This is a genomic window from Streptomyces sp. NPDC029122, from assembly GCF_055569445.1.
This window is the reverse complement of sequence record NZ_JBVHWK010000012.1, coordinates 88,195-112,452: the sequence shown is the minus strand read 5'-3', so window position 1 is coordinate 112,452 and position 24,258 is coordinate 88,195. Positions and strand designations below refer to the sequence as shown.

General features: G+C 74.0%; 23 protein-coding genes. 14 read left to right on the top strand and 9 right to left on the bottom strand.

Annotation, left to right across the window (positions count from 1 at the left end):
• Positions 1-19: 19 nt before the first annotated feature.
• A complete protein-coding gene (locus ACZ4WZ_RS16765; RefSeq protein WP_467890757.1) occupies positions 20-298 on the bottom strand; it encodes a MarR family transcriptional regulator in 279 nt (92 codons plus the stop codon).
• A gap of 245 nt (positions 299-543) precedes the next feature.
• Between ACZ4WZ_RS16765 and ACZ4WZ_RS16760 the strand changes: the two genes are divergently transcribed.
• The 3 genes from ACZ4WZ_RS16760 to ACZ4WZ_RS16750 all read left to right on the top strand — a co-directional run bounded on the left by ACZ4WZ_RS16760 (position 544) and on the right by ACZ4WZ_RS16750 (position 4,569).
• Entirely contained in the window at positions 544-1,506 is a 963-nt protein-coding gene (locus tag ACZ4WZ_RS16760) for a SigB/SigF/SigG family RNA polymerase sigma factor (protein ID WP_467890754.1), read from the top strand.
• Between the two features lie 208 nt (positions 1,507-1,714).
• Entirely contained in the window at positions 1,715-2,776 is a 1,062-nt protein-coding gene (locus tag ACZ4WZ_RS16755) for a quaternary amine ABC transporter ATP-binding protein (protein WP_467890751.1), read from the top strand.
• Positions 2,776-4,569: an ABC transporter permease/substrate binding protein gene (locus ACZ4WZ_RS16750; protein ID WP_467890749.1), complete on the top strand. Its 1,794-nt coding sequence runs from the start codon at positions 2,776-2,778 to the stop codon at positions 4,567-4,569. The genes ACZ4WZ_RS16755 and ACZ4WZ_RS16750 overlap by 1 nt, the downstream gene beginning before the upstream one ends.
• Before the next feature lie 65 nt (positions 4,570-4,634).
• Here the strand turns inward: ACZ4WZ_RS16750 and ACZ4WZ_RS16745 are convergent, their stop codons facing one another.
• Positions 4,635-6,836: an MMPL family transporter gene (locus ACZ4WZ_RS16745; RefSeq protein ID WP_467890747.1), complete on the bottom strand. Its 2,202-nt coding sequence runs from the start codon at positions 6,834-6,836 to the stop codon at positions 4,635-4,637.
• Between the two features lie 254 nt (positions 6,837-7,090).
• On the opposite strand from ACZ4WZ_RS16745, the gene ACZ4WZ_RS16740 reads away from it, so the two are divergent.
• The 4 genes from ACZ4WZ_RS16740 (at position 7,091) to ACZ4WZ_RS16725 (ending at position 9,865) form a co-directional block, all read left to right on the top strand.
• Positions 7,091-8,260: a sensor histidine kinase gene (locus tag ACZ4WZ_RS16740; protein WP_467890744.1), complete on the top strand. Its 1,170-nt coding sequence runs from the start codon at positions 7,091-7,093 to the stop codon at positions 8,258-8,260.
• A gap of 34 nt (positions 8,261-8,294) precedes the next feature.
• A complete protein-coding gene (locus ACZ4WZ_RS16735; protein ID WP_467890741.1) occupies positions 8,295-8,963 on the top strand; it encodes a response regulator in 669 nt (222 codons plus the stop codon).
• A 142-nt stretch (positions 8,964-9,105) separates the two neighbouring features.
• Positions 9,106-9,354 carry a hypothetical protein gene (locus ACZ4WZ_RS16730; protein WP_467890739.1) on the top strand — a complete coding sequence of 83 codons (249 nt, stop codon included), beginning with the start codon at positions 9,106-9,108 and terminating at the stop codon, positions 9,352-9,354.
• 97 nt (positions 9,355-9,451) lie between these two features.
• Positions 9,452-9,865: a hypothetical protein gene (locus ACZ4WZ_RS16725; protein ID WP_467890737.1), complete on the top strand. Its 414-nt coding sequence runs from the start codon at positions 9,452-9,454 to the stop codon at positions 9,863-9,865.
• Here the strand turns inward: ACZ4WZ_RS16725 and ACZ4WZ_RS16720 are convergent.
• Entirely contained in the window at positions 9,813-10,649 is an 837-nt protein-coding gene (locus tag ACZ4WZ_RS16720; protein ID WP_467890736.1) for a hypothetical protein, read from the bottom strand. The genes ACZ4WZ_RS16725 and ACZ4WZ_RS16720 overlap by 53 nt on opposite strands.
• A gap of 164 nt (positions 10,650-10,813) precedes the next feature.
• On the opposite strand from ACZ4WZ_RS16720, the gene ACZ4WZ_RS16715 reads away from it, so the two are divergent.
• A complete protein-coding gene (locus ACZ4WZ_RS16715) occupies positions 10,814-11,062 on the top strand; it encodes a DUF6158 family protein (protein WP_467890734.1) in 249 nt (82 codons plus the stop codon).
• 124 nt (positions 11,063-11,186) lie between these two features.
• Here the strand turns inward: ACZ4WZ_RS16715 and rpmG are convergent, their stop codons facing one another.
• Entirely contained in the window at positions 11,187-11,351 is a 165-nt protein-coding gene (gene rpmG, locus ACZ4WZ_RS16710) for a 50S ribosomal protein L33 (RefSeq protein WP_467890731.1), read from the bottom strand.
• 129 nt (positions 11,352-11,480) lie between these two features.
• On the opposite strand from rpmG, the gene ACZ4WZ_RS16705 reads away from it, so the two are divergent.
• Positions 11,481-12,059: a TetR/AcrR family transcriptional regulator gene (locus tag ACZ4WZ_RS16705; protein WP_467890728.1), complete on the top strand. Its 579-nt coding sequence runs from the start codon at positions 11,481-11,483 to the stop codon at positions 12,057-12,059.
• A 53-nt stretch (positions 12,060-12,112) separates the two neighbouring features.
• Positions 12,113-13,636, top strand: coding sequence for an MFS transporter (locus ACZ4WZ_RS16700; RefSeq protein WP_467890726.1), 1,524 nt, complete (start codon positions 12,113-12,115; stop codon positions 13,634-13,636).
• Positions 13,637-13,733: 97 nt separating this feature from the next.
• Here the strand turns inward: ACZ4WZ_RS16700 and ACZ4WZ_RS16695 are convergent, their stop codons facing one another.
• The gene (locus ACZ4WZ_RS16695; RefSeq protein ID WP_467890724.1) at positions 13,734-15,089 is read right to left on the bottom strand and encodes a helix-turn-helix domain-containing protein; all 1,356 of its coding nucleotides are present in this window, start codon (positions 15,087-15,089) and stop codon (positions 13,734-13,736) included.
• Positions 15,090-15,251: 162 nt separating this feature from the next.
• Between ACZ4WZ_RS16695 and ACZ4WZ_RS16690 the strand changes: the two genes are divergently transcribed.
• Positions 15,252-16,598: a M64 family metallopeptidase gene (locus tag ACZ4WZ_RS16690; protein WP_467890721.1), complete on the top strand. Its 1,347-nt coding sequence runs from the start codon at positions 15,252-15,254 to the stop codon at positions 16,596-16,598.
• Between the two features lie 87 nt (positions 16,599-16,685).
• Here the strand turns inward: ACZ4WZ_RS16690 and ACZ4WZ_RS16685 are convergent, their stop codons facing one another.
• The 4 genes from ACZ4WZ_RS16685 to ACZ4WZ_RS16670 form a co-directional block, all read right to left on the bottom strand.
• The gene (locus tag ACZ4WZ_RS16685) at positions 16,686-18,356 is read right to left on the bottom strand and encodes a carboxylesterase/lipase family protein (protein ID WP_467890718.1); all 1,671 of its coding nucleotides are present in this window, start codon (positions 18,354-18,356) and stop codon (positions 16,686-16,688) included.
• Between the two features lie 306 nt (positions 18,357-18,662).
• The gene (locus tag ACZ4WZ_RS16680; protein ID WP_467890715.1) at positions 18,663-19,688 is read right to left on the bottom strand and encodes a PHP domain-containing protein; all 1,026 of its coding nucleotides are present in this window, start codon (positions 19,686-19,688) and stop codon (positions 18,663-18,665) included.
• Between the two features lie 60 nt (positions 19,689-19,748).
• Positions 19,749-20,510 (bottom strand): VOC family protein, encoded by a 762-nt coding sequence (locus ACZ4WZ_RS16675; protein ID WP_467890890.1) that lies wholly within the window; start codon positions 20,508-20,510, stop codon positions 19,749-19,751.
• A 105-nt stretch (positions 20,511-20,615) separates the two neighbouring features.
• Positions 20,616-21,161, bottom strand: a complete 546-nt coding sequence (locus ACZ4WZ_RS16670; protein ID WP_467890712.1) for an HPP family protein — start codon at positions 21,159-21,161, stop codon at positions 20,616-20,618.
• A 272-nt stretch (positions 21,162-21,433) separates the two neighbouring features.
• On the opposite strand from ACZ4WZ_RS16670, the gene ACZ4WZ_RS16665 reads away from it, so the two are divergent.
• The 3 genes from ACZ4WZ_RS16665 to ACZ4WZ_RS16655 all read left to right on the top strand — a co-directional run bounded on the left by ACZ4WZ_RS16665 (position 21,434) and on the right by ACZ4WZ_RS16655 (position 24,097).
• The gene (locus tag ACZ4WZ_RS16665; protein ID WP_467890709.1) at positions 21,434-21,934 is read left to right on the top strand and encodes a hypothetical protein; all 501 of its coding nucleotides are present in this window, start codon (positions 21,434-21,436) and stop codon (positions 21,932-21,934) included.
• 93 nt (positions 21,935-22,027) lie between these two features.
• Positions 22,028-22,561, top strand: a complete 534-nt coding sequence (locus ACZ4WZ_RS16660) for a GNAT family N-acetyltransferase (protein WP_467890706.1) — start codon at positions 22,028-22,030, stop codon at positions 22,559-22,561.
• Between the two features lie 174 nt (positions 22,562-22,735).
• Entirely contained in the window at positions 22,736-24,097 is a 1,362-nt protein-coding gene (locus ACZ4WZ_RS16655; protein ID WP_467890703.1) for an FAD-dependent oxidoreductase, read from the top strand.
• Positions 24,098-24,258: the final 161 nt, after the last annotated feature.

The following is a 24,258-nucleotide window of genomic DNA, read 5'->3' as shown; positions in this document are numbered from 1 at the left end:
CCCACACCGCAGACAGGGCCTACTCCACGGCGGCCGGGGCGGGCAGGTTCTGCGGGGCCGGCCGGGCTTCGGCGGATTCGGGGCCTTCGGCGGCGGGTGCGCCGGTGAGCAGGGAGAGGAGACCGGCCACCCGCACCCCCGCCTCGGCGGGATGCCGGAACATGGCGCCCGGCGAGATCTCGTAGCGGTTGCGCCGCCCGTCCCGTACGCGGCGCAGGTAGCCGTCCGACTCCAGGTCGGTCACGATCGCCTGGACCGTGCGCTCGGTGAGTGCGCACACCAGGGCCACGTCCCTCACCCGCGCTCCGGGATCCCGGGCGATGGTCACCAGGACGCGTGCGTGATTTGTGAGAAATGTCCAGTTCTCTCGGCGTGTCATGCTCCCCATCCCGTCATGATGCGGCACATGTTTCCCGTGAAACAAGACGTGAAAGACGCGAAAAGCTTTTCCGGTATTTCTTGACGTGTGAGTGGAATCGGTCCAGAGTCGAGGGCGTCAAAGGTCCCGCGCCGCAAGCCGACCAGCCCAAGGAGCGAACCCCCATGCCGGTACCCGCCCATCAGTCCCCTACCGCCGTCCCCGCCACGGCCGACACCGCCGGACCGCTTCTGCCCGGCCCCCGCAGCGGCCGGGCGGCGGCCCGCGAGGCCGGCCTGCCCCGGATCGACGAGCCCAGGGAGGTGGCCCCGGCGGACGCGCGGGAGCTGTCGAAGGTCTTCTTCGCGCGGCTCCGCGAACTGCCCGAGGGCACACCCGAGCGGCAGTACGTCCGCAACACCCTGATCGAGATGAACGCCTCGCTCGTCCAGTACGCGGTCCGCCGCTTCCGCGGCCGCGCCGACGGCGTCGCCGGGGACGTCGACGACCTCGTACAGGTCGGCACCATCGGCCTGATCAAGGCCATCGACCGGTTCGACCCGGCCCGCGAGAACGAGTTCGCCACCCTCGCCATGCCGTACATCACGGGCGAGATCAAGCGCCACTTCCGCGACACCGCCTGGGCCGTCCACGTCCCGCGCCGGCTCCAGGAGCTGCGCATCGACATCGCCAAGGCGAAGGAGGAGCTGACGGTCCGGCTCGACCGCTCGCCCACCGTCCACGACCTCGCCGCACACCTCGACCTCACCGAGGAGCAGGTCATAGAGGGCCTGGTCGCCGCCAACGGGCACACCAGCGGCTCCCTCGACGCCCCGCACGCCGAGCACGGCGACGGCCCCGCCGAAGGCCACACCCTCGCCGAGGTGCTGGGGGAGGAGGAGCCGGCCCTAGAGCTCGTCGAGGACATCCAGACCCTGGCGCCCCTGCTCGAACGGCTCAGCGACCGCGAACGCACCATGCTCCGGATGCGCTTCGGGCAGGAGCTGACCCAGGCCCAGATCGGCGCCGCCCTCGGCATCTCGCAGATGCAGGTCTCCCGGCTCCTGACCCGGCTCCTCACCCATCTGCGCACCTCCATGCTGGCCGACCCCGACCCCGCCGCCGAGACGGTTCCCGGAAGCCGCTGAGGCCGGCGTCCCGTGGGAGCGACGGGCCGGCGTGAGGTGGATCACTACACCGTTTGCCGCAGCGAAGGCCGGGCACGCGGGCCGCTGGAGCGGAACCGCATGCTCCGGCCGATGGGCCGGGCCGAGGACCGCGCGGGCCGATCCCGCCCCGCTCCCCGGCCCGCGCCCCCGGCGGCGGGCCGGCCCCGGTACGACCCGCGAGGTGTATGTGTCCACGCTCCAGGCCGAGCACGTCTACAAGGTGTTCGCCAGACGCCCCGACCGCCAGGCGGCCGCGGTCCGCGCGCTCGAAGGCGGCGCCGACCGTGACGAGCTGCGCGCCGACGGCACCACGGCAGCGGTGATCGACGCCTCCTTCCGGGTCGAGCCCGGCGAGATCTTCGTCGTGATGGGTCTGTCGGGCTCCGGCAAGTCCACCCTCCTGCGGATGCTCAACGGACTCCTCGAACCGACCTCCGGCCGCATCCTCTTCGACGGCCAGGACCTCACCGCACTGACCCCGCGCGAGCTGCGCCGCGTACGCTCCACCAGGATCTCCATGGTCTTCCAGCACTTCGCGCTGTTCCCGCACCGCGACGTCCTGGCCAACGCCGCCTACGGTCTGGAGGTCCAGGGCGTCCCCCGGGCCGAGCGCGAACGGCGCGGCGCCGAGGCGCTGGCACTGTGCGGGCTCGGCGGCTGGGAGAAGTCCTGGCCCGACGAGCTCTCCGGCGGCATGCAGCAGCGCGTCGGCCTCGCCCGCGCCCTGGCCACCGACGCCGACCTGCTCCTGATGGACGAGTCCTTCAGCGCCCTGGACCCGCTCATCCGCCGCGACATGCAGGACCAGCTCCTCGAACTCCAGCGGACCCTGAAGAAGACCATCGTCTTCATCACCCACGACCTCAACGAGGCCATGCGCCTCGGCGACCGGGTCGCCGTCATGCGCGACGGCCGCATCGTCCAGCAGGGCACCGCCGAGGACATCCTGACCCGCCCGGCCGACCGCTACGTCGCCTCGTTCGTCCAGGACGTGGACCGCTCCCGCGTCCTCACCGCCGACGCCGTCATGGACGAGCCCGCCGGTACCGCGCCCGCCTGCGCCTGCCCCACCGTCAGCGCCGACACCCCGCTCGCCGACCTCTGCTCCGTGAGCGCCCGCGTCCCCCACCCGGTCGCCGTCACCGGTGTGGACGGCGCCGTCGTCGGCTCCGTGCCCAAGGACCGGCTCGTCGCCTTCATCGGTGACGAGCAACGGCCCCCGATGGCCTGCGCGGAGGTGGCCGCCTGATGCCCCGCCTGCACCTCGGAGCCTGGGCCGACAGCGCGGTCGGCTTCCTCCAGCACCACCTGTCCTGGCTCTTCGACACGGTCAGCGCCCTGGTCGGCGGCCTCTACGACGGCATCGACGCCGTCCTGTCCGCCCCCGCACCGCTGCTCTTCGCCGGTCTCCTCGCCCTCGCCGCCTGGTGGCTGCGCGGTCTGCTCGCGGGCCTGCTCGCCTTCGCCGCCTTCGCGCTCGTGGACTCCGTCGCCCTGTGGGACGAGGCCATGTCCACCCTGTCCCTGGTCCTGGTCGCCACCCTCGTCACGCTGGTGTTCGCCCTCCCGCTGGGCGTCTGGGCCGCGCGCTCCGACAAGGTCAGCGCCGCCCTGCGGCCCCTGCTGGACTTCATGCAGACCATGCCCGCCATGGTCTACCTCATTCCCGGCATCATCTTCTTCGGCGTGGGCGTGGTCCCCGGGATCATCGCCACGATCGTCTTCTCGCTGCCGCCCGGCGTACGGATGACCGAGCTCGGCATCCGCCAGGTCGACGCCGAACTGGTGGAGGCCGCCGACGCCTTCGGCACCACCCCGCGCGACACCCTCGTACGCGTCCAGCTGCCCCTCGCCCTGCCCACCATCATGGCGGGCGTCAACCAGGTCATCATGCTCGGCCTGTCCATGGTCGTGATCGCCGGCATGGTCGGCGGCGGCGGCCTCGGCGGTGCCGTCTACCGGGCCATCGGAAGCGTCGACATCGGCCTCGGCTTCGAGGCCGGTCTGTCCATCGTCGTCCTCGCCATGTACCTGGACCGCATGACGGGGGCCCTCGGCCGGCAGGTCTCCCCGGTCGGCCGCCGCGCCCAGGCCCTGGCCCGGTCCGCCGCGAGCGGCACGGCCCGGCTGTGGCGCCACCGCCCCCAGCCCGCGTACGCCGTCACCGCGGCCGTCGTCCTCGCCCTCGTCGCGGGCGGACTGAGCACCTTCGGCGGCTCCACGGCACCGGCGGCCGCGACCGGCGCCGAGAACACCGGCAAGGGCCGCGAGATCAGCATCGGTTACATCCCCTGGGACGAGGGCACCGCCTCCACCTTCCTGTGGAAGGAGCTGCTGGAACGCCGCGGCTTCCGGGTGGACGCCCGGCAGCTGGAACTGGGCGCGCTGTTCACCGGGCTCGCCGGAGGCCAGGTCGACTTCCAGACCGACGCCTGGCTGCCCGTCACCCAGGCCCAGTACTGGGAGAAGTACGGGAACCGGCTGGACGACCTGGGCGCCTGGTACGGGCCCACCTCCATCGAGCTGTCGGTCCCCTCCTACGTCGAGGACGTGCGCTCCCTCGAGGACCTCAAGGGCAAGGGGGCACGGTTCAAGGGCCGGATCATCGGCATCGAGCCGAGCGCGGGCGCCATGTCCGTACTGAAGGACAAGGTCCTCAAGGAGTACGGCCTCGAAGGGGAGTACCAGGTCGTCGACGGCTCCACCCCGGGCATGCTCGCCGAACTCCAGCGGGCCTACGCCAAGAAGGAGCCGGTGGTGAGCGTGCTGTGGTCCCCGCACTGGGCGTACTCCACCTACGGGCTGACCAAGCTGGCCGACCCGAAGGGCGTCTGGGGCCGCGGCGACGGCATCCACACCCTCACCCGCAAGGGCTTCGCCGCCGACGAGCCGGAGATCGCGGCCTGGCTGCGTTCCTTCAAGCTGAACGAGGCCCAGCTCACCAGCCTGGAGGCGAAGATCCAGGAGATGGGCAAGGGCAAGGAACAACAGGCCGTCCGCGCCTGGCTGACCGGCCACCCGGAAGTGGCCGGGCTCGTCTGACACGGCCGGGCCGGGGCGCCCGGGACCCCCGCGGTCCCCGGCGCCCCGGCCTTCGCGTACGCGGCTCAGCCCACCGGCACCCGCTCGGTCTCGGGCCGGGCCGCCCGGTGCCCCTCCCCGCCCCGCACCCGCGGTCGCACCGGCCACCACAGGGAGCGGCCCAGCAGCGCGGCCAGCGCGGGCACCAGGACGACGGACAGGACGAAGGCGGACAGCAGGATCCCGACCGCCGTCGCGAAGCCGGTCTGCTGGGTCCCGGCGTGCGGGCTCACGGCCAGGCTGCCGAAGGACGCGGCGAGCACCAGCCCGGCCGTCGCGATCGCCGGCGCGGTGTGCCGTACGGCGCGGGCCACCGCCGCGCGGGCCGGTCCGGGCCGTTCCATCTCCTCCCGCAGCCGGTCGCTGATCAGGATGTTGTAGTCGGTGCCCAGCGCCACCACGAACAGGAACAGCACCAGCGGCAGCGTGAAGTCCACGCCCGGCCGCCCCAGCCCGTGCTGGAAGACCAGCGCCGACGCCCCCAGGGTGGCCGTGAAGCCCAACCCGACGGCGATCATCAGCACCACCGGCGCGAGCACGCTCCGCAGCAGCACCAGCAGGATCACCGCGATCAGCACCGCCGCCACCGGGAAGATGACCTTCAGGTCCTCGTCGACGGCGACCGCTATGTCCGCGAACACCGAAGCCGTCCCGCCGACATGGGCCTCGGTCCCGGCCGGCAGGTTCACCCGGATCGTGTCCCGCACCGGCCCGGAGACCAGGTCGCGGGCCTGCTGCCCGCCGGATTCGACGGTCAGCAGCAGATCGATCCGGGCCGCCTTCCGGTCCTCGCTCACCACGGTCGGGGCCACCCCGCCCACCCCGGGGACGCGGGCCAGCGCCCCGGCCAGCCCGGCCACGCGCTCCGCGCCGAGCGGAACGCCGTCCTTCGCGGCGACGAGCACGCTCGCCGGGTCCGAGACACCGGCGGGCAGGGCGCGGGAGATCTCCGCGGCCGTCTCCACCGCGGCGGTCCGTTCGCCGTCCGCGCCGGACCCGTAATCCATGCGTATGCCGGCCAGACCCGCCGTCAGCGCGCCGAGCAGCACCAGCGACGCGAGGACCAGCGCCACCGGACGCCGGGCGGTCAGCCGGCCGAGCGCGCCCGCCACACCCTCGCGGGGCTCGCGCCGCAGTGCCTTCGAGGGCCAGAACATCCTCCGGCCCGTCACGGCCAGCAGCGCCGGCATCAGCGTGAGGCTGCCCAGCAGCATCACCAGCACCGACACGGCGATCGCCGGGCCCAGCACCCGGAACTGGCCGAAGGAGGCGATCCCGAGGGTGGCGAACGCCGCCACGATCGTCAGGGCCGCCGAAGTGACGGCCGTGCCCACCCGGCCCGCGACCTCCGCGGCCGCGGCGCGCCCGCTCTGCGCCGGATGGCGCCGCAGCTGCTCACGGAAACGGAACAGGAGGAAGAGGAAGTAGTCGATCCCGATGCCCATGAGCACCACGTTGATCAGGCCGGGAGTGGAGGGCGCCAGCCGGATACCGCTCGCCATCGACGCCATGACCACCGCCCCGGACGCCGCGCCGCCGATGACGGCCACCGAGACCAGGGGCAGCAGCGCCGCGAACACACTGCGGAACACCAGGACGTGGAGCAGCACGATCAGCCCCATCACCACCGCGCCGACCACCGTCGACCGGGTCTTCTCGGCATCGGCGGTGTCCACCGTGGCGGCCAGACCGCCCGTGAACCCCGTCCGCAGTCCCGCCTCCTGGAACGCGGCCCGGGCCTGCTCGCGGAACGCCTTGTAGGTGCTCTGCACCCCCGGGTCCTGCGGATTGCCCTTCAGCTCCACGGACAGCAGCCGGAAGGACCGGTCCGGGGCCGTCATCCCGGCGCCGATGCGCGGGACCTGGGAGTGGTCCTCCGTGAACGGCGGATCGTCCTCCGTCCTCGGCATGGTGACCTTCGTCCGGGCCAGCCGCCGCGACACCTCCTCGATCCGGCGCTCGTCGGGCGCGGCGAGCGCCGCACCGTCCGTACGGGCCACCAGGACCGTCAGCGGGTCGGAGTCCGGCCGGGCCCCGAAGCTCTCCTCGGCGATCCGCAGCGCGGCCGCCGAATCGTAGGAGGCGGGCAGGAAGCCGTCATTGCCGGGCTGGGTGGCGCGGAAGACGAACACCTGGCCCAGGATCGCCGCCGCGATGCCCAGCACCGCCCAGAGGGCGATCACCTTCCAGGGGTTCCTCGTCGAGCATCCCGTCAGGGCGCGGATCACTGTTCTCCTCCGGTCGTGCGTGCGGATTCCGGCCGGGGCGTCCGGCCGGTACCCAGAACATCAGCGTCCGGACGGGAAAACGTCCTGGTGGAGAAGGAGAACGCCGCCGGGACCAGGGTCCGGGACACGGCTGCGACCAGGACCTGGGTCCTGGTCGCACCCCGTCCCCGGGGCCGGTGTCCCGGACCCGGCCCGATGGGAGAATGGATCTACGAGGGCGGCCCGTCGGCGGTCCGTGGTGGAGGAGCCGAAGGATGGGCACGCGTGCCGAGGGGCTGACGTGGACGCGCAACGACGCACTGGTGGCGGTCGGCGCGGCTGCCGTGGACCTGACGGGCTTCGCCTTCGACACGCAGTTCGAGGGCGCCTCGCTGGAGGTCGCCGCGGCGTTCTTCGTGGTGGCCTCGTCACTGGCCCTGCTGGCCCGGCGCCGCCGCCCGGTGGTGGCGCTGGCGGCGGTCCTGCTGCTCGGGGCGGCCGTGAACCTGACGGCCTCGGTGTCCCCGCACTTCGGCCTCACCCCGGCCATCGCCCTGTACTCGGTCGCCGTGGCCTGCCGGCCCTCCGTGGTGGTGTGCGCCGTCCTCGCGACGGCGCCGCTCGTCAGCCTCGGGCAGGGCGGCCTGCCCTTCGACCCGGGCCTCGGGCTCCTCGCCAACACGGGCGCCAGCCTCCTCGTCGTCACCACGGGGCTCATGGCCAAGCGGTGGCAGCGGGAGACCGAGGCCAAGCGGATCCTGCTCGCCGAGCGGGCCGTGGCCGAGGAACGCCGCCGCATCGCGCGCGAACTGCACGACATCGTCGCCCACCACATCACCACCATGCAGCTCATGGCCGGCGGCGCCCGCGCCAACCTCGCCCACGACCCCGGGGCCGCCCGCGAGGCGCTGGTCATCCTGGAGGACTCGGGCCGGATGGCCCTCGGCGAGATGCGGCAACTCCTCGACGTCCTGCGGGCCGGGGAGGAACCGGAGACCGGCCCGCCCGCCCCGCAGCCCGGGGCCGCGGACCTGGAACGGATCGTCACCGAATCCCGGCTCGCCGGGATGGACACGGAGTTCACCGTCAGCGGCCCCGCCCGCCCGCTGCCGCCCACCGTCGGCCTCACCGTGTTCCGGGTCGTGCAGGAGGCCCTGACCAACGCCCGCAAGCACGCGGGGAACGCCCCGGCCCGGGTGCGGCTGACGTACCGGCCGGACGAGGTCGCCGTGGAGGTCTGCGACGAGGGCCCCGGCGACGGCGCCGCCCGGCGCACGCCCGGCCGGCCGCCCCGGCACGGCGGGCACGGCCTGATCGGCATGCGGGAACGCGTGGCCCTGCACGGCGGCACCCTCGAGGCCGCACCCCGCGACGACGGCGGCTTCCGCGTCGCGGCCCGCCTCCCGGTACCCCCCGACGGGACACCGCACCCCGGACACGCCTGACCCCCCTCCACCCGCCACGAGAGGAACACCACCGATGATCCGCGTGCTCATAGCCGACGACCAGCCGCTGGTACGGCGCGGCCTGGCCCTGATCCTGGGGCCCGACCCGGACATCGAGGTGGTCGGCGAGGCGGCCGACGGGGCCGAAGCCGTGGACCTGGCCCAACGGCTGCGCCCCGACGTGGTGGTCATGGACATCCGGATGCCGGTGCTCGACGGCGTCGCCGCCACCGGACGACTGGCCGAGGTCCGGCCCGAGTCCCGGGTGCTGGCACTGAGCACCTTCGACATGGACGAGTACGTGGTCGCCGCCCTGCGCGCCGGCGCCTACGGTTTCCTGCCCAAGGATGTCTCCCCGGAGGAGCTCATCGCAGCCGTCCGCACCGTCCACACCGGGGAGGCCGCCGTCGCGCCGAGGCTGCTGACCCGGCTGCTCTCCACCTACGTACGCACCACCCCGCGCGAGCCCCGGCCCGCCCCGGCGGCCCCCGTCGGACTCACCCCGCGCGAGCTGGAGATCTGGCGGCTGCTCGCGACCGGCCTGGACAACGCCGGCATCTCCGCGGAACTGGACATCAGCGTCTCCACCGTCAAGAACCACATCACGGCCGTCTTCGGCAAGCTGGGCGTACGCGACCGGGCCCAAGCGGTCATCGCCGCCTACGAGACGGGGCTGGTCCAGCCCGAGCGCAGGGGCGCTTGACCACCCGGTGCCCGCGGAAACCCGGAACACCCCTGCAACTCGTACGCCTGACCAGCCGGAACACTGGATGATCCGCCGGTGCGCGGGCAGCTCCCCGCATGGCACAGTGCCAGGAGCACAACCGCCGGACCAGGGAGCCCCCATGCGTGATCCGCACACCGCGCCGCCGGTACTCGCCGCGGCGCCCGAGTGCCGGACCGGTCCCCGCCCCACCCCGCCGGCGTCCCCGCTGCCCGTCTGCCCCCGGTGCGCGGCGGCGCCGGAGCGGATCTCCTGGCGCCAGCGCCCGGGCGAACCGGTCGACCTGCTCTTCGACCCCTGCGGCCACCGCTGGACCTCCCCGGCCCCGCCCGTCCTGGCCGTCTCCCCGCCCGCCCCCCTCAGCCCCTGACGACCGCGCCGCTCCGGAGCCCCGCCGAGGACCCGCCCCCGGCGCCCTCCCGCCCCGGCCGTCCGCGGTGACCTCGTATCCTGCCCTCAGCACACCTGTGAGCAGCAGCATCGATGAGCCGTGTCGCGCCCCGCGCGCCGACCGGCGGGAGCGGGAGAACCTGATGGACGCGCAGCACTTCGAGCGGATCACCGCGTTCATCGAGGCCCGGCTGACCCCGTTGTTCGACGCGGAGACGGGAAGCGAGCGCGGCTTCGCGATGGACGACACCTCCCGGGCCCTGCGGGCGCTGCGCAACAGCGTGCTGGAGGCCTCCGCGGTCAAGGGGCTCATCGAGACGCGCGCGACTGCCGATCCGCTGCTGCGCAAGGTCATCGACCAGTCGGTGGAGCACCACTGGGACGTGCTGCGCGGCATCGCCCGCCAGTGGGAGGACCACGCCGACTTCCGCCGGGAGTTCAAGCGCCACGCGTGGGAGCTCGACGGGACGCCCGCCGCAGCCTCCGCCTGATCCGCAGGACGCCCCTGGGACGGCGGACCGGGCCAGGGAGTCCGGTTCCCGGGGTGGGGGCGCCGCCGATCAGGTAGTCGATCCGGCGCTGGAGTCCGCTCCAGCGCCGGTCGTGCCGGTACGCCCGCTTCACGGTCCGGGCCCGGGCCCCGGGCCGGTGGACGTAGAAGCGGCGCGCCCACGGCGACGCCGGCCGGGCCAGCCGTACCGCGGCGATCAGGGCGATGAGCGGCACGATCGCCCCGAGCATCGCCAGCCGGGGTTTGCCCTTGAGCAGTGCCACGGCGGCCAGCAGCAGGTTGAACAGCACGGTGGCCCCGAGGAGCAGACGGTTCGTCTGCTGGTCCTCGGTCAGGTCGTCGACGCCCAGCGGCAGGAACCCGCACAGCAGCAGTCCCGCCAGAGCCGATGTCATGATCACGGCCTCGACGCTGAGGGTGCCCTCCTTGCTCCAGTAGACGTCGCTCAGGTGCAGGATCAGGGCGAACTCGTCCAGGACCAGGCCCGTGCCCGTTCCGAACAGCACGGCCGCCACCCAGGAGCCCCACCCCGTCCGGCCGCCGGCGATCGCGGTGAACCCGCCGACGGTCATCAGGACCACCCCGGGCACGCAGTGGTGCACGTGCAGACCGCCCGGCGCGACATTGCGGAAGGGACCCTTCCCGGCCCGGATCATCCGGGTGATGACGCGGGTCACCGCGAAGGTCACGACGAACGCCGACAACGCCAGGAGCAGCGGCAGTTTCCCCGGCTCCAGGATGTTGCGGTACCACCAGTCGCCCATGCCGTCACCCTCCCGGCACGGGCCGGCCCGCGCACCGCGAGGACCGCCGTTCGGGCGCCCCGGGGATGCGCGCCGCCGCTCCCGCACGACGAGCTGAGCGCCGGTGCGGCCCGGACGGCTGATCGGACCCGACCCGTTTACCGTAGGACGTGGAGGTGGTTGCCATGGCGGAGCAGCACGCCGCGGGAGCGGCCGCGCGGGATCTGGAGGACGGCCGACTGCTCAAGGAGCTGGAGACCATCCACCGCACGCGCCACGAGACCCTGCTGCACGGCTCTGACGACGCGCTGGCCGCGCACACCCAAAGGCTCAAGGAGCTGGAGGACGAGTACGTGCGCCGCCACCCGGAGCGCGCCCCCAGCGCGGCCCGTACCCGCTCCGGCGCCCGCGCCCGCACCTCGGGCGGGGCCTGAACACGGGTTCCCCCGGGAAACTGGTCCGCCCCGCGAATGCGCGGGGCGGCAGTGGGCTTGTGCCCTGCGGCGGGACGGTGAAACCCGGTCCGCCTCGAATCCGCGCCGGCGAAGGCGCGCAGGGTCAGCGTTCTTCTCGGAAGTCGACGTGCCGGCGGAGCACCGGGTCGAACTTGCGCAGCACCATCCGGTCGGGGTCGTTGCGCCGGTTCTTGCGGGTGACGTAGGTGTATCCGGTCCCCGCGGTGGAGCGGAGCTTGACGATGGGGCGTATGTCGTTGCGAGCCATGACCTGAGTATATGACAACGGTTCCCATATTCAATAAACCGAGGAGTTGGGGCGCTCACGCCCACCCAATGAGCCATTCTTGCGTCGCGTGAGACAGATTTGTATCATTCGAGGCGAAGGAGGCTCATCATGGTGCCCGAAGAAGAACTTCTCGACGCCGCCGCGCGCGTCCTCGCCGGCGACCACAGCGCCTCGATGGTGCAGATCGCCGCGCGCATCGGCACCAGCCGCGCCACGCTGAGCCGCCGCTACGCGACCCGCGAGGCCCTGCTCGGAGCGGTGGCCGCCCGGGCCGTCCGCGTCGTCGACGACCGCCTCGCCTCCGCCGACCTCCCCGAGACCACCGCCGACGGCGCCGCCTTCGACGCGGCGCTGGAGGAACTGGTCGTGGCCCTGCTCCCGGCCGCCCACCTGTACGGGTTCACCTCGCGCGACGCCACCGTCCTCGCCGACCCCGGCGTCAAGGCCGCACTGGAACGCCAGGACCGGCGAGCCCTGCGCTTCCTCGCCCTCGGCCAGCGGCTGGGCCGGCTGCGCGCGGACCTGCCGCCGTACTGGATCTGGTACTCCCTCTGGGGCCTGCTCGACGCCGCCGCGGAAGGCGTCCGCGACGGCCACCTGGCCCCGCGCCGGATCGCCCACCTGGTCCGGACGTCCTTCCTCGGCGGAGCCCGGCCCCCCTGGCCGGCCGCCGGATCCGAAGCCTGACCCGCCGCCCCGCCGGGCGGCTCCCTCCCGTGCGCTACCCCGAACGGAATCCCATGCACACCCCCACGCAGGACCCGCGCCGCTGGATCGTCCTCGCGATCCTCTCCGGCAGTCTCCTGCTCATCTCGATGGACACCACGATCCTCAACGTGGCCTTCCCCTCGCTCGTCGCGGACCTCCAGCCCGGCGCCGTGCAACAGCTGTGGATCATCGACGTCTACGCCCTCGCCCTCTCCGGGCTGCTGGTCACCGCCGGGGCCCTCGGCGACCGCTGGGGCCGCAAGCGGCTGCTCATGGCGGGCTTCGCCATCTTCTCCGCCGCCTCGCTGATCGCCGTGTTCTCCACCGAGGCCTGGCACGTGATCGCCGCCCGCGCCCTCCTCGGCGTCGGCGGCGCGGCGATCATGCCGGCCACCCTGTCGATCCTGCGCAGCGTCTTCACCGACGCCAAGGAGCGCGCCTTCGCCCTCGCCGTCTGGGCCGCCGTGTTCGGCGGCGGCATGGCCTTCGGCCCCGTCGTCGGCGGGCTCCTCGTCCAGGACCACGGCTGGCACTCCGCCTTCCTCCTCAACCTCCCCGTCGCCGCCCTCATCGTCGCGGTGGGTCTGCGCTACCTGCCCGAATCGCGCGCCCCGCGCGGCACCGGCCGGTGGGACTGGTGGGGCGTCGGCCAGTCGATCGTCGGCATGCTCGCCCTCGCGGGCGGCACCAAGCAGCTCGGCAAGAGCGGCATCGCCGACCCGCTGCCCTGGGCCCTGTTCGCCGTCGCCGCCCTCGCGCTCACCGTGTTCGTCCGCCGCCAGCTGCGCCTGGACGAGCCGCTGCTCCAGGTGCGGCTGTTCACCAAGCCCGCCTTCAGCGTCGCGGCCACCGCGATCTTCCTGCCGATGGTCGGCATGGGCGCGATCCTCTTCCTCGTCACCCAGTGGTTCCAGTACGGCCAGGGCTACACCCCGCTGGAGGCCGGGCTGCGCCTGCTGCCCGCCCCGCTGGCGCTGATCTGCGCCTCGCTGGTGGCCCCTGCGCTGATGCACCGCTACCCGATCCGGCACGTACTGGGCGCCGGGCTGGTGGTCCTCGCGGCCGGAATGGCGATGCCCTGGACCGTCCAGCAGTTCACCGAGCTCGGATATCCGGCCTTCGCGGCGGGGCTCACCGTGATGGGGCTGGGCGCCGGCATCGCGACCACCGTGGCCTCCGTGATCCTGGTCTCCGCCGCGCCCGCCGACCAGGTCTCCAGCGCGGCCGCCATCGAGGAGACCTGCTACGAACTGGGCTCCGCGATGGGCGTCGCCATCCTCGGCAGCACGGCCGCCGCCCTCTACCGGGGCAACCTGCCGGTGCTCGACCTGGACGGCCCGGCCGCGAGCGCCGTACGGGACTCGGTCGGCGAGGCGGCGCACACCGCCGAACGGCTCGGCGGCGCCGTCGGCCAGGCCCTCCTGGAGACCGCCTCACAGGCCTACACCCTGGCGATCACCCCGGCCTTCCTGATGGCCGGAGCCCTGGCCGTCGCCGCCGCGGCCACGACCTGGGCGCTGATCCCGCGCGACCTGGAGCCCACCGAGAACCACTGACCCGCCCGCCCCGCGACCGCGTCACGCCCGCACCGCCGCGACCGCGTGACGCCCCCGCACCGCTCCCGCGGCACGCCAGCACCGCTCCCGCACCGCCTCAGCGCGGCGCCGGGAGCGGTGCCATGTGCGCCGGGGCGGCCGGAGCCGGCCCCAGAGTGGTCGTGCCGGGCGCGGAGCGGTACCCGAGTCCGGTGCGGTAGGCGTCCATCGCCGCCTCCGTACGCCCCGACCGGCGCAGCAGGTCGCCCAGCAGCCGGCACAGGTCCGCCAGGTCGCCGCCCGCCCCGCTGCGCTCCAGCAGGGCCAGCGCCCGGACGAAGTGCTCCTCGGCGGCCTCGGTGTCCCCGCGTTCCTGCGCGATCAGCCCCAGCAGCCGGTGCGCGCCGCCCGCGTGCACCGCCCCCGGGTCCGACCCCTCCTCCAGCAGCCCCGACACCAGCTCGGCGGCCTCCTCGTACCGGCCCAGACGCCGCAGCACATCGGCCAGCTCCACCTCCACCTGCGCGGTGTACAGCGCCGCCCGCCGCGCCGTCAGCATCTCGCGGGCGATCCGCAGCTCCCGCTCCGCCGCGCCCAGTTCCCCGTGCTGCGCCTGGACGTAGCCGCGCATCCAGTGGCAGTGCGCCAGATCGGTGCGCAGCCGCAGCTGCCGGTAGACGGCCTGGGCCTTGGCCAGGGAGGCGTCGGCATCGGCCACCCGGCCCTCGGTCAGGAAGGTCCGCGCGACCTGCCGGTGCATCCCCGCCACCAGCGCAGGATCCCCGACCTGCGGAGCCAGCGCCAGCGCGAGCTCCGCGGCATGGGCCGCGCGGGCGTGCGCGCCCATGTCGATGTACGGGCCGATGACCGCCGAGTACAGCAGCACCAGCGCCTCCGGGTCCCCGAGTCCGCCGGAGTTCAGCGCGTCGATCGCCGACTCCAGCAGGTAGCAGGCGTACCGCAGCTCCCCGGCCAGCAGGTGCGCGACGGCGCGTCCCCGGATCGGCCGGGCCCGCCGGGGCAGCGGCTCGTCCGCCAGCAGCAGCTCCGCCGCCTCGAAGTGACGCGCGGCCTCGGCCAGTTCGCCGGACTCCAGCGCGCAGTCGCCGAGCCCCAGCAGAGCCTCGGCCCGCTCGTCGGCCAGGCCCAGCCGCTCGGCCTCGGCCAGCAGCCGCCGGAAGTGCGCCGCGGCCTCCTGTGCCGAGCCGGTGGCCAGGATGCGCTGGGCGTCGGTCAGGGCGAGCCGCAGCTCGGTGGCCAGGTGAGCCGGGCGTCCCGTGGCGAGCTCCTCGTACGAGGTGCCGAGCCGTTCCGCGAGGAAGCGCAGCGCGGTCTCCGAGGGCCGCACCTTGCCCGCCTCCAGGGTGGACACGTACGCCGGGGTGTACGCCGGCTCTGCCAACTGCCGCTGCGTGAGCCCGCGTTCGGCGCGGAGCCGCTGCACCCGGCGTCCGATCTCGGCCGGTTCGTCCATGAACTCCCCCTGTTGTCACCCTGGGTGTCTCAACTCCCCAGTATTCAACGGCAGTCGGCCATTGCGTACCGCCTCGCCCGCCGCCTAGTTTAAGCAGCCGGTTCAGCTGACTTAACCACTTGCTTAACCGTGCCCCCCACTCCCTTCCCCACGGAGGACTTCATGAGGCGAACCGTCCGGCCGGCCCTGCGCACGGCGCTCGCGGCGGCCTGCGCGAGCGCCGCTCTCCTGGCCGCCGCCGTCACGCCCGCGGCAGCCGCCGACCCGCCCCACCCGACCGGCGTGGAGGTCGAGATACCCGGGCCGGAACACGGGGGCGACGCCGGATCCGGCCACGTCCTGGTACCGGCGGCCGGGCGGGCGAAGGCCGCGCCCCGCCTCTCCGAGGCGGCACGCGCCGCCGACGGCCGGGTCACCAAAATGATCGACAACGGCCCCACCGCGGACCGGCTGGACGTGGTCGTGATCGGCGACGGCTACACCGAGGGCGAGCTGGACCGCTTCCACACCGACGCCCGGGCCAAATGGGCCGAGGTCACGGCCGTCGAGCCGTACACCACCTACCGCGACCTCTTCAACGTGTGGACCGTGGACGCGGTATCCGCCCAGTCCGGGGTCTCCGGCGACCCGGCCCGGGACACCGTCCGGGACACCGCGCTCGGCTCCTCCTTCTGGTGCGAGTCCATCGAGCGGCTGCTCTGCGTGGACCAGCCCAAGGTCGACGCGTACGTCGCCAAGGCGCCCGCCGCCGACCTGGTGATCGTCCTCGCCAACAGCGCCAAGTACGGCGGCGCGGGATACAACGAGCCCAGCGCCACCCTCGGCTACGAGGGCATCTCCACCGCGTCCGCCGGCCACCCCAAGTCCGGGCAGGTCGCCATCCACGAGACCGGCCACTCCCTCGGCAAGCTCGCCGACGAGTACTTCTACCCGGGCGTCCCCGGCTACGAGAAGTACACCGGCCGCGAGCCCGCCGACCTCAACACCTCCACCCTGGACGCCTCCCGGATGGCCCGGGAGCGGGCCAAGTGGCACCGCTGGCTCGGCGAGACCTCCCCCGACGGCGGCACCGTCGGCGCGTACGAGGGCGGCGGCTACTACGTCACCGGCCTCTACCGGCCCACGGACAACTCCCTGATGCGCGTCCTGGGCAAGCCCTTCAACCTTCCCGGCATCGAGGCGATGATCGCCGGCTTCCACCGGCACGCCCGCCTGGCGACCCCGCTCACCCCCACCGACCGCACCCTGCGCCTGGGCGACGCCGCCAAGGTGGCCGTCCCGCGCCTGTACGGGGCCGACGGGCGCGAGCCGGAGGTGCGCTGGTACCTGGACGGCCGGGAGCTCAAGCGGTTCGCGGGGCGCGGCGAGGTCCGGGTGGCCGAGCTGTGGCTGCTGGACCTGCGCGGCCACAGGCTGTCGGTGAGCGTGCGGGACCGCACCCCCTCGGTCCGCGATCCCGAGATCGCCCGCGCCTTGACCTCCACGGCCGCCTGGAACGTCCGGCTCTGAACCCCGGCCCCAGGGGCGGTTGCCCGGGGGCGGCCCGGTCGGTTCCGGCGCCCTCGGCGAGCCGTCGGCGCCCGCCCGGTCCGGGCCTCACGGAGTCGCCCCGGCGGCCGGGGAGGCGGGGAAGGATAGGCCGTCCCAGAGGGCGCAGTGGTGCGCTGCCGCCGCGTCGATCCGCCGGATGCCGCCCGCGCCCGGCGCCAGGCCCAGCACGGAGGGGGCGGGCGGCGCGAACCGGGGCCAGACGGGGGAGTCCGGCGCGTTCGGCGAACCGGTGCGGGCGAAGCGCGTCCAGTAGCCCGCCATCCGGTCGGCCAGGGCGCGCTGGGGTTCCGTCAGCTCCACCACCGTGAACAGGTAGGGCAGTTCGAAGCCGTGCGCCGCGCCGAACGGGAAGCCGGCCGGCTCGGGCAGACCGGTGGAATTGGGCGCCGTCCTGTCACTGAACAGGTAGCCGTACACCGGCACGTGCCGGGCCAGCGCACGGCTGTCGCGCAGTGTGGGGCAGGTGAAGGACGCGTCGGAGAGCACCGAGGCCCAGGCCAGAGCGGGCGTCGCGAAGCGGCCCGGCGGGTAGGCCGCTTCCACGGCGGGGGCCGCCGCACCGAAGGAGACCCGCAGCCGCTTCCGGTAGCCCTCCACCCCCTCCACCGGATACACCGCCAGGGTCTGCGCGAGAAAGAGCCGCATCTCGTCGAGGTTGCCGCCCTGCACCACCGGCACCCGGTGGAAGCGCCCCGAGGCCAACGCCCGGGCGGGCTCCGCCGGCAGCAGGGCATTGCCGTACGCGACGCCGGAGAACCGTTCCATCAGCTCCGCCGTCAGCAGCCGCCCCGTCTCCAGCCCGCGCAGGCAGTCGAGCACCCGGCCCGCCGGCCGGCCGCCGCAGCCGAGCGCGCCGGCCGCGGCCGCACCGGCCGAGACCGTGCGCTCCTCGGGCACGAACGGCTCGTACGTGCCCACCGTCGGCAGCACCGAGTACGGCGGCGTGGTCGTCGAGCAGGACCCGCTCTGCACGATCGCCCGCTGGAACAGGCCCGCCGAGCCGGGAGAGACCAGGTGCGCGCAGACGCTGAGCCCGCCCGCGGACACCCCGAACACGGTGACCCGTTCCGGATCACCGCCGAAGCGGGCCGCGTTCGCCCGTACCCAGCGCAGCGCCGCCTGCTGGTCGGCGAGCCCGAAGTCCGGCGCGCCGCCCAGCTCCGGGTGGCCGAAGAAGCCGAAGACGCCGAGCCGGTAGTTGACCGTGACCACCACCGCGTCGCCCCGCACCGCCAGCGGCTCCGGCCGGTACGTGTCCGCCGAGCCGTAGCGGAAGCCGCCGCCGTGGAACCACACCATCACCGGCCGGCCGCGTCCCCGCCCCGCCGGGACGGTGACGTTCAGGAAGAGGCAGTCCTCCGAGCCGGCCGGCCCGCCCGGGCCGAGCGCCGGCAACTGTGCGCAGGCGGCCCCCGGCGCCCCCGCGTCGAGCACCCCCGTCCGGTGCGGCGCGGGCCGCGGCGGCCGCCAGCGCAGCGGACCGGTCGGCGGTGCCGCGTACGGGATTCCCTGGAACGTGTCGTACGCCCCGTGCGCGCGCCCCCGTACGGGTCCCTCGGCGGTGCGGACCACGGGCCGCTGCTCGGCCACCCCGGCCACGGCCACGGCGGCGGGCGGCCCCGAGCCGGCCGCGCAGAGCAGGACCAGCGCGGGCAGCAGCGCGCCCAGCGGCCGAAGGCGGATGCCCGCGCCGCGGGCGGGCCGGGGATCCGGCACGGCTGCCCCCTCCTCGACGGGTCGGTCGGGCCACTGTGACGCGGGCCCGCCGTCCCGGGCCGTCTTGGCCCCCGGCGTGTCCGGCACGGGGCGCGGACACGCCGGGGCGTCCCCCGTTCGCGCGCCTCGAACGGCGCAGTGGGGCGGGTGCCGCCGAATGTGACGGAGCATGCGATTCCCATGACGCACGACGACCGGCGCGCGAGGTTCACCCTGCTCGGCGAGCCCTGGTACGGAGCCACGGCCGTGCTCTGCGCCAGCGCCGCGGCGGTCCAGGCCGGCCTGGCGCTGACGTACCGCCGCCCGCTACCCGGAGCTCGTCCAGGCGAGCAGCCGGTCCGCGGGCCAGGTGTTGACCACGCGCTCGGCGGGCACCCCGCACTCGGCCGCCCGCTCACAGCCCAGGATCTGCCAGTCCAGCTGGCCGGGGGCGTGCGCGTCGGTGTCGATCGCGAAGAGGGCGCCCGCCTCGACGGCCAGGCGCAGCAGCCGCCGGGGCGGGTCGAGCCGCTCGGGACGGCTGTTGATCTCCACGGCCGTGCCGGACTCCGCGCAGGCCGCGAAGACGGCCTCGGCGTCGAAGGTGGACTCGGGGCGGGTCCGGCCGGTCACCAGCCGTCCCGTGCAGTGCCCGAGGACGTCCATCAGGGGGTTGCGCACCGCCTTGAGCAGCCGCCGCGTCATGGCGGGCGACTCCATCCGCAGCTTCGAGTGGACGGAGCCCACCACCAGGTCGAGCCCTTCCAGCAGCTCCGGCTCCTGGTCGAGCGAGCCGTCGAGGAGGATGTCGCACTCGATGCCGGTGAGCAGCCGGAAAGGGGCCCACGCCTCGTTCAGCTCCGCCACCACCCGCAATTGTTCGCGCAACCGCTCCGGCGACAGGCCCCGGGCCACCTTCAGGCTCGGCGAGTGGTCCGTCAGCACCGCCCACTCGTGGCCCAGTTCCGCGGCCGCCCGCCCCATCGCCTCGATGGGACTCCCGCCGTCCGACCAGTCCGAATGCAGATGGCAGTCCCCGCGCAGGGCGGCGCGCAGCGCGGTGGCGGCGGGGGAGGCGGGCGGGCCGTGCGGCATCGCCGCGGCCTCCTCCTCCAGGACGCCCAGGTACTCGGGGATCCCCCCGGCCAGCGCCTCGCGCACCACCTTGGCCGTCTTGGGTCCGATGCCCTTCACCGCTTCCAGCGAGCCCGCCGCCGCCCGCTCGGCGGTCTCCCGCTCGCCCAGGTGAGCCACGGCCGCCGAAGCGGTACGGAAGGCCCGTACCCGGTAGGTCGGGGCCTGCGCGCGCTCCAGCAGGAAGGCGATCCGGTCCAGCGCCGCCACCGGGTCCATCGCGTACCTCCTCCAGGACCCAGTGTCCCCGCGGGCCCGGGGACCGGCGAGCGGACCCCGTCAGCGCGCGCCGTCCCGCGGACCGGGCGGCGCGACCCGCTCCGTGAGCGTGAACAGGGCGCCGTCCGGGTCGCGGAGCGCGATCGATCGGTCGGCGCCGTCCGTCGTGACCACCGAAACGGCCCGCCCGCCGAGGTCGAGGGCCCATTCGACGGCGGAATCCAGGTCCGCCACCCGGAAGTGGACGTGCCAGCGGGGCCGGGTGTGCGGGGTGTAGGCGCCCTGCTCCACGGGGCCGCTGTCCAGCCGGGCCACCGGCTCGCCGCCCTGCCGCAGGACGACCCGCTCGTCCTCGTACGAGACCTCGCAGCACCCCTCGCGGCCCGTGGCCCACTCCAGCACCTCGCCGTAGAACAACGCGGCGTCGAACGCGTTCCTGGTCCGCAGCTCCAGCCACGCCGGGGCGGGTCCCACCCCCACGCGCCAGCCCGCGGAGACGGGCCCCTGCCAGACCCCGAAGGCCGCGCCGTCCACATCGGCGACCAGCGCCGCCCGCCCGCCCCCGGGGAAGGAGACCGGGCCCACCCCGACCGTGCCGCTGCGCTCGCGGACCCGGGCCGTCGCCACGTCGACGTCGTCGACCGCGAAGTACGGGGTCCAGGCCACCGCCACCGCCAGGTCCGTGGCGAGCGCCCCGATGCCGGCGACGGGCACGCCGTCCATCACGGCGACCGAGAAGGCGGAGCCGAGCCTGGCCCGCCGGAAGTTCCAGCCGACGACCGCCCCGTAGAAGCGCTGGGACGCCTCCAGGTCACGGGCCATCAGGCTCACCCAGCAGGGGGCCCCGAAGACGTCCTTCGTAGAAATGTCCACACCACAAGGAGTAGCGCCCGCGCCCCCTCGCCGCGGCGCAGGCGCGCCAGCGGATCACCACCAGTACGCGGGGTACCTCGGCGCGGTGCGGCGGATGCGCGAACCGGCGTATCCGGTCAGGACCAGCAGCACGGTGGACCCGAGGAGCAGGGGGACGAACCGGGCCGGGTCGGGGGTCTGGAGCACCGTCACCACGGCGGTGGCCACCGCCGGGGAGTGCGGGGTGCGGGCCAGCGTCAGCAGGGCCAGGGTGAGCCCGGCGGCCAGGGCCGCCGCCCAGGCGCTGCTGCCCGCCACGGCCAGCACCGCGAAGCCGGCCGCCGCGCCCAGGAGGTGCCCGATGACCACTCCGCGCGGCTGGGCCAGGGGCAGGGTGGGCGCGCTGTGCACCAGCGCCGCGCTCGCGGCCAGCGGGGGTATCAGTACCGGCTCGTGGATCACCGCGCCGATCGCGACGAGGCCCAGCAGCACGGTGGTCGCGGCGCTGACGCTGTGGAAGGCGGCGGCCGCGCTCGGGCGGGCCGGGGCCCGGGGCGTGATGAGGCGCCTGCGCGGGGCGGGAGCCGGAGCGGGAGCGGCGGTGGTGGTGCTGGGGTGCATGCGGGGCAGGTTTCCGGTACGGGCGGGGCAGGGAGGCGGGAGCGGCCGCGCCCGGGCGGTGATCGACCGCCGGCCGGGCCTCGCGTCCGATCCGGGTGGGGCCGACGCAATCCGGACACGACCTTATCGCCCGGACGGACGAAGGCGGCCGTCGGGGTGCGGCCGCCGGGACCCCGGGCAGTCGGAGTGCAAAGAGCGGATAGGCCGGAAACGGCCGACCCTGATCGTGTATGACTGCGGAGGCACGTGCTCCAGGCAGGGAAGGACCAGCAATGACGACGCATCCTCAGCTCACCGGGATCCTGACGGACCTCGACGAGGTGATCGCCGGAGCCCCCGCCGACGCGACCGGCGCCCTGTGGCGGCTGACCGGAACCGGGCGCGGCCTGGACTCCAACCTGATCCGGCTCCGTCCGGGCGCGGCCATCGCGGAGCACGCCGAGCCCGCCCTCGACGTCCTGCTCGTGGTGGTGGAGGGCGGCGGGCGGATCGACACGGAGGACGGCTCGCACGCGCTGCGCCCCCACACCGCCTGCTGGCTCGCGCGCGGCGCCCGGCGCTCCCTGACCGCCGGCCCGCAGGGGCTGACGTACCTCACCGTCCACACCCGGCGCCCCGGCCTCGGCATCGGCACCGCCGGGCGGCCGGGCGACGCCGCCGAGGGCGGTGAGACGGCCTGCCTGCTGCACCGGGTCTGCCCGGACTGCGGCCGGCTCGCCACGGATTCCGGGGCCCGCTACTGCTCCCGCTGCGGCACCGGCCTGCCGGACTGACCCCGGAGGCCGACGCGATCACCGCGCCCGGAGCGGGGCGCCGGGCAGTGGGCCGATTACCCCTGGTCGGACCCCGTTCGGCAGGATGTGCGCATGACTGAGATCCGCACCCCCCGCCTCCTCCTCCGCCGCTGGACCGACGACGACCTCGTCCCCCTCTCGGAGATCAACGCAGACCCGGAAGTGATGCGCTGGATCGGCGACGGCTCCGGCCTCGACCTGGAGCGGACCGCCGAAGCCATCGAGCGCTGGGAGGAGGAGTGGGACGACGAGGGCTTCGGCGTGTTCGCCGTCGAGCTCCTCGCCTCCGGCGAGCTGATCGGGGCCGTGGGACTGTCGGCCGCGGACGACCTGCCCGAGACCCGGCACCAGGTACAGATCACCTGGCGGCTGGGCCGGCCCTTCTGGGGCCAGGGCTACGCCTCCGAAGCGGCCCAGACGGTCCTGGAGTTCGCCCTCCAGGACCGGGGTCTGGACCGCGTCGTCGCCGTCAACCGGCTCGGCAACGACGAGTCCGCGAACGTGATCCGCAAGCTCGGCATGGAGGAGGACGGGCAGGCCACCGACCCGCGGACCGGGGACCGGCTCAGCCTCCACAGCATCGACCTCACCCAGTACGAGGCCTGAGCCGCGGGCGTCGTCGCACGTCAGCGGGGGAGGCCCGGCCGGCCAAAAGCCTGCCTTTGGCAAGTCATAAGATTCGATTATGGGGTCATAACCCGGGGGCGGGTGCCGGGTTAGGGTGGCCTTAGTTTAGGGTTTCCTTGATCAGTCAGATTGTCGGTCGAAGGGAACCCAGTCATGCCTCGCTCTCTGCGGGTAGCAATCGTCGGTGCCGGCCCCGCCGGTATCTACGCGGCCGACGCGCTGCTGAAGTCCGAGGCGGCGGCCGACCCCGGCGTGTCCATCGACCTCTTCGAACGGATGCCCGCGCCCTTCGGCCTCATCCGCTACGGGGTCGCCCCCGACCACCCCCGCATCAAGGGCATCATCACCGCCCTGCACCAGGTGCTCGACAAGCCGCAGGTCCGCCTCTTCGGCAACGTCGACTACCCGAACGACATCTCGCTCGACGAGCTCCACGCCTTCTACGACGCCGTCATCTTCTCGACCGGCGCCACCGCGGACCGGGCTCTCAGCATCCCCGGCGTCGACCTCGACGGCTCCTACGGCGCCGCCGACTTCGTCTCCTGGTACGACGGCCACCCCGACGTGCCGCGCACCTGGCCGCTGGAGACCGAGAAGGTCGCGGTCCTCGGCGTCGGCAACGTCGCCCTCGACGTCGCCCGCATCCTCGCCAAGACCGCCGACGAGCTGCTCCCGACCGAGATCCCGCCGAACGTCTACGACGGCCTCAAGGCCAACAAGGCCCTGGAGGTCCACGTCTTCGGCCGCCGTGGTCCGGCGCAGGCCAAGTTCAGCCCGATGGAGCTGCGCGAGCTCGACCACTCGCCGAACATCGAGGTCATCGTCAACCCCGAGGACATCGACTACGACGAGGGCTCGATCACCACCCGCCGCTCCAACAAGCAGGCGGACATGGTCGCCAAGACCCTCGAGAACTGGGCGATCCGCGACATCGGCGACCGCCCCCACAAGCTGTTCCTGCACTTCTTCGAGTCCCCCGCCGAGATCCTCGGCGAGGACGGCAAGGTCGTCGGCCTGCGCACCGAGCGCACCGAGCTGGACGGCACCGGCAACGTCAAGGGCACCGGGCAGTTCACCACCTGGGACGTCCAGTCCGTCTACCGCGCCGTCGGCTACCTCTCCGACGAACTGCCCAAGCTGCCGTGGGACGTGGAGTCCGGCACGGTGCCCGACGAGGGCGGCCGGGTCATCGAGAACGGCGAGCACCTCGCCTCGACGTACGTCACCGGCTGGATCCGGCGCGGCCCCATCGGCCTGATCGGCCACACCAAGGGCGACGCGAACGAGACCGTCGCCAACCTGCTGGCCGACCACGCCGAGGGGCGTCTGCTCACCCCCGCCACTCCCGAACCGGAGGCGGTCGAGGCCTTCCTCGCCGAGCGGCAGGTCCGGTACACCACCTGGGAGGGCTGGTACCGGCTGGACGCCGCCGAGAAGGCGCTGGGCGAGCCGCAGGGCCGTGAGCGCGTGAAGATCGTGGAGCGCGAGGAGATGCTCGGGGCGAGCGGCGCGTAAGGGAGCCCAGAGGCGAGCGGAAGACGGACGAGGGGGGGCCGCCGGGGGGGGGGGCCCGCCCGCGTCGGCGGAACCACCCCCCCCGTTGTTGGCAGGGGCTTTTTTTTTCTCCCGTTGGGCCTCCCCCCAGCCTTGGTTGTTTGAACCCCCCTCCCCCCCCA